Annotated in this window: 5 protein-coding genes; all 5 read left to right on the forward strand. The window is 41.6% G+C overall.

All coding sequences use genetic code 11. The features are described from left to right. Positions 1 to 347: 347 nt before the first annotated feature. The 5 genes from M1L23_RS12905 (at position 348) to M1L23_RS12925 (ending at position 3,904) form a co-directional block, all read left to right on the forward strand. Positions 348 to 1,484, forward strand: coding sequence for a serine hydrolase domain-containing protein (locus tag M1L23_RS12905; protein ID WP_252627850.1), 1,137 nt, complete (start codon positions 348 to 350; stop codon positions 1,482 to 1,484). A 30-nt stretch (positions 1,485 to 1,514) separates the two neighbouring features. Next, a complete protein-coding gene (locus tag M1L23_RS12910; RefSeq protein WP_252627851.1) occupies positions 1,515 to 2,672 on the forward strand; it encodes a phospholipase D-like domain-containing protein in 1,158 nt (385 codons plus the stop codon). 96 nt (positions 2,673 to 2,768) lie between these two features. After that, positions 2,769 to 3,101: a hypothetical protein gene (locus M1L23_RS12915; protein ID WP_252627852.1), complete on the forward strand. Its 333-nt coding sequence runs from the start codon at positions 2,769 to 2,771 to the stop codon at positions 3,099 to 3,101. Between the two features lie 39 nt (positions 3,102 to 3,140). Beyond that, positions 3,141 to 3,350: a hypothetical protein gene (locus M1L23_RS12920; RefSeq protein WP_252627853.1), complete on the forward strand. Its 210-nt coding sequence runs from the start codon at positions 3,141 to 3,143 to the stop codon at positions 3,348 to 3,350. Next, entirely contained in the window at positions 3,350 to 3,904 is a 555-nt protein-coding gene (locus tag M1L23_RS12925) for a hypothetical protein (protein WP_252627854.1), read from the forward strand. The genes M1L23_RS12920 and M1L23_RS12925 overlap by 1 nt, the downstream gene beginning before the upstream one ends. Positions 3,905 to 4,106 lie beyond the last annotated feature (202 nt).

A 4,106-nucleotide genomic window follows, 5' to 3' on the forward strand; every position in this document is an offset into this window, starting at 1 on the left:
TAAGAGTCATGATTCCAATATACAGAGCTCCCGACATAATGACTTCAGCAATAGCATTTTCATTTTTTGCTAGTTACGTCGCCTATTTGATAAATAAAAAAATGTTCTCACTTGTTTTTTCATTTATTAGCTTCTGCATTTATGCTGTTTTAATGGTCGTATGGTCCTACAAATATCCTCTACTAACTAGGCAAGAGTATATAGTCACCTCTGCTTTTTATTTAATCGTTAGCATTCCAATGTTTGTTGGCCTGCTTAGGAATTTTAAACATAACAAGTCAATGCAGCCGACCGCTAACGCGTCGGCTGATTGAAGCGTTAGGTAACTCAGGAACATTATGTATCGGATGACCACTTTTTTATTTGTCCTAACTCTTTCAGGCTGCAGCGGCGTGCCTGATTGTCGCAATGTGTCGACAAGCATTCAGTGGGACAACGGAGCTATCGTTGGTTTGGCTGATGAGCTCCAGCGAGAACACATGGCGGGTACTTTTGATGGGCTGGTACTGGTTGCCGAGGGTGATACGGTTTTATTTTCGAGTGCTTATGGTTGTGCAGACAGAGAGGGCGCTGTAAAAAATAGTGTGGCAACTATTTCTGATATGGGCTCAATTGCGAAAACCTTTACTTCAGCTGCAGTGCTGCAACTTGCCCAGAATGAACGATTGCAGCTTTCTGACACGGTTGGAGATTTTTACCCAACGGCCCCTGATGAAGTGAAGCCTATAACGATTACACAGCTTTTAGGGCATTCAAGCGGATTGGATAACTTTCACAATGATTCTGATTTTGAGGTAATGAATAAAGCTCAGGCTGAAAGCAGAATCTTATCGATGCCGTTAATTTCAGAGCCAGAGGAAAAAATTACGTATTCAAATGCAGCATATACGCTTTTGGCGGCTATCGTCGAGAAAGCCAGCGGTCAGTCATTTCAGGAGTACATTCATGCCAACCTACTTATTCCGTTAAATTTGACGAGTACAGGCTTCTACCAAGACACACGATTATCAGAAGGTAGTATGGCCCGTGGGTACGGGGGAGACGATCAAGGAAGTACAACGTTTGAAAAAGGCTTAACGTGGGCATTAGTTGGTGCTGGCGGCATGGTGACATCAGTTGCTGATTTAGCTTCCTGGTCTGCTGCCCTTAAAGATGGGACGATATTCCCTGCTGATAAGCCAAACTTAGCTTTTACTGAAGCAAATGAACGGTGGTTATTAGGCAGTCTGGCTCAGGTCGAAATAGGCGGCGAGTCCGTTATTCAGATGGGTGGCAGCACTGATTATGGCTATACCGCTTTGATTCAGTTCGTTCCAAATCGTGATCTTCTGATAGTTCTTTTGCTGAACGCTCACGATAGTAAATACAAGAACGCAACGCACCATCGGCTAAGTAGAAATCATATATTACCTATATTGATTAGCGAAGGTGCAGAGTTACCTAACAATTCAATGCAGCCGACCGCTGACGCGGCGTCTGATTGAGGCGTTAGATTTCCTTGGGGGAGTAGGGACGTGATCAAGCGAAAAAAAGCAAAATGTCCGCATTGTGAAACGCTGCATGAATATTCGGAAGTTAAATTTTCGATGGTTAATGATTCAGGATACTGGAAAGTGCAATGCAGTAAATGCGACGAGAGCTTCGGTATTAGGGTGCTTAATCCGTCTGAATCCAGCATGGAACGAAACTACTTAGTGGTGGAACGTCATGAAGACACGCTGGATGCGGAATTATCCTTCGCCACTGATATTGTTGAGTACAACATCGACCTCAATAAGACGTCACATGAGTTTGATTACACTGCAGCAACATTATATTTGTGCGATACAAGTGGATGTGATTTGGAGCAATTGGCAAAGCAATCTCTGAATACTTCGTTCAAAAACTTGAAGGAGCAGTACGGGGTAGCACTGAACTACTGTTTGTCAAATAGAACGCCAGACTATGAGTTTTTTGTTGCGCGGCTTCCAGTTTCTTGTCTGTGTGGGTCTAGCCACACAGCTATTTTCTACACCTCATTTCTCACTAATGGCCATGTTCCGCAGAGGCCTGAGGAGTTCCTCCTAGCAGATGTTGACGGTGTTGCTCTCTCCAGCGGGCTTACCGGAATCTTCACCAAAACAGAAATCATGGCATTTCTGGAAAAGCTCATAATCCGTTGGAACCTCAAGGCTTCAACTATCGTCATAGCGTCACCGTTTGTTGGGCATCAGTATCTTTCAAAGGAGGATAAGCTCAGTATATGGAGTTGGCTTTTGTCACAGCTTGATCACCGTAAGGCCATTTTCGTCACGCGTACGAATACCCTGAACTCCTACAAGAGCTTGCTTTGTGACCAAGAGGGAATGAATTACGAAATGCTAAAGGAATATGATTTGGAAAACAGGGTCGTTTCAGCGAACACAAAAAAGAATGATTTTCATGCAAAGTTCTTTGCGGGCGTAGCGGATACAAGCGCTGAAGTACTAAGTGGTTCTGCCAACCTTGTAAAGGGGCCATCAATGGAAAACTGTAGCTTTCATGTGGATTCGCGCGATAGATTCGAACAGAGGTATTGGAGTCGGCTTAATGTAAAAAATCGTCTTCATGCAGTACAGAAGCGGCATTGGATCGAATGCTCTAACTTAAATGGGAATTGGTGTGCTGTGCCAAAGTCAGGTACGGAAATCTAACAAGTTGCTGCACGCGAGAAAATTACTCGCTACGCTCCTAATATTCCGGTGAGCAAGGCGTTATGCCCTATGTAATCATAACTTCGGAGTATAAATATGGAAGTTAATATCAGACAGATTAATGGAAGTTGGAATTTGGGTTACTCGCTTGCAAAGCATGTTCTTAGTAGCGTTTGTACAGGTCACAACGAGTGGGGACATCCTGAATTTGACACAACACGTTCAGAACCTGGTGAAGCATTATTTCAATTGAAATATAGAAGTGACTTCACTCAAATTGAGCCTCTTGCACAAGAGCTAAACAACTCTTTATCAGCTTATTTTCGTAGCTCCTCATTAATCATTCCTATGCCTGCATCACAGGCTCGAGCTAGACAACCTGTTACAGAAATAGCTAGAGCATTAGCTAGAAAAATGAATATCCCTTGAAATGAAAACCTTTTAATAAAAACAAAGGCTACTCAGCAAATGAAGGATATTGAGTCGAGAGAAGATAAAATATCAACATTGGTAAGTGCTTTTGCAGTAAATGATGTTCTACCTCAAGGCCAATATGATGTGTTAATTGTTGATGACCTTTTTGACTCTGGTTCTTCTCTTGAGGCCGCAACGACTATCCTTCGCGAGTATGGTAAAATACGGAATATATATGTAGCAGTAGTTTCTAGGAAGCGATAATGGATAAAATATTTATATCAGGATCAATGAAGATCAAAAATCTTGATCCAAAAGTATTGAACAGAATTGATAACATTATCAGTCTTAACTATATAGTTATTGTTGGTGATGCTGATGGAGTTGATAGTTCTATACAAGAGTATCTACATACCAAAAATTACAATAACGTTTTAGTCTATTGTACAGGGAAACAACCAAGAAATAATATTGGCCGTTGGCCAGTGAAAAACATTGAAACAACTGCGCAATCTGGAACAAGAGCTTTTTTTACAGTCAAAGATATTGAAATGGCAAATGACTGTAATTATGGAATGATGATTTGGGATGCAAAAAGTACTGGAACATTAAGCAACGTTTTAGAATTACTTAAACAAAAGAAAAACTCTTTAGTATTTATTAATAAGTCAAAAGAATTCATTAAAGTAAAAGATATTCACGGGCTTGAGCAACTGTTAAAAAGCATGAGTGAGTTTTCATTCAATAAAGCAGATGCAAAGTTAAAAATAAAAGAAAAGGTCATGTCATTTAAAAATGAACAAAGTGCCTTATTCTAGGCCTGGCCTAATCGGGTAGCCGGAGGTCTTTAACCTCCAGCCCCCACAACACCCTGCATGCGGCTCCGCACAGGCCGTTTCACTTAGGATGATGAAGCGCGATCCATCCATCACGCAGCGAGTAAAGCCCTTCAGATTTTAGGTAATCGAGTGATAAAGCTTGATTAATCCCCGGAGTTTTCGCACTGCGCCATGGCCCTTT

The organism is Aliidiomarina quisquiliarum, assembly GCF_023922585.1.
Taxonomy (GTDB): domain Bacteria; phylum Pseudomonadota; class Gammaproteobacteria; order Enterobacterales; family Alteromonadaceae; genus Aliidiomarina; species Aliidiomarina quisquiliarum.

Excerpts from the sequence above, each read along its gene's own strand:
- M1L23_RS12905 (WP_252627850.1), top strand. The coding sequence starts at position 348 with ATGACCACTTTTTTATTTGTCCTAACTCTTTCAGGCTGCAGCGGCGTG.
- M1L23_RS12915 (WP_252627852.1), top strand. The coding sequence starts at position 2,769 with ATGGAAGTTAATATCAGACAGATTAATGGAAGTTGGAATTTGGGTTAC.
- M1L23_RS12920 (WP_252627853.1), top strand. The coding sequence starts at position 3,141 with ATGAAGGATATTGAGTCGAGAGAAGATAAAATATCAACATTGGTAAGT.
- M1L23_RS12925 (WP_252627854.1), top strand. The coding sequence starts at position 3,350 with ATGGATAAAATATTTATATCAGGATCAATGAAGATCAAAAATCTTGAT.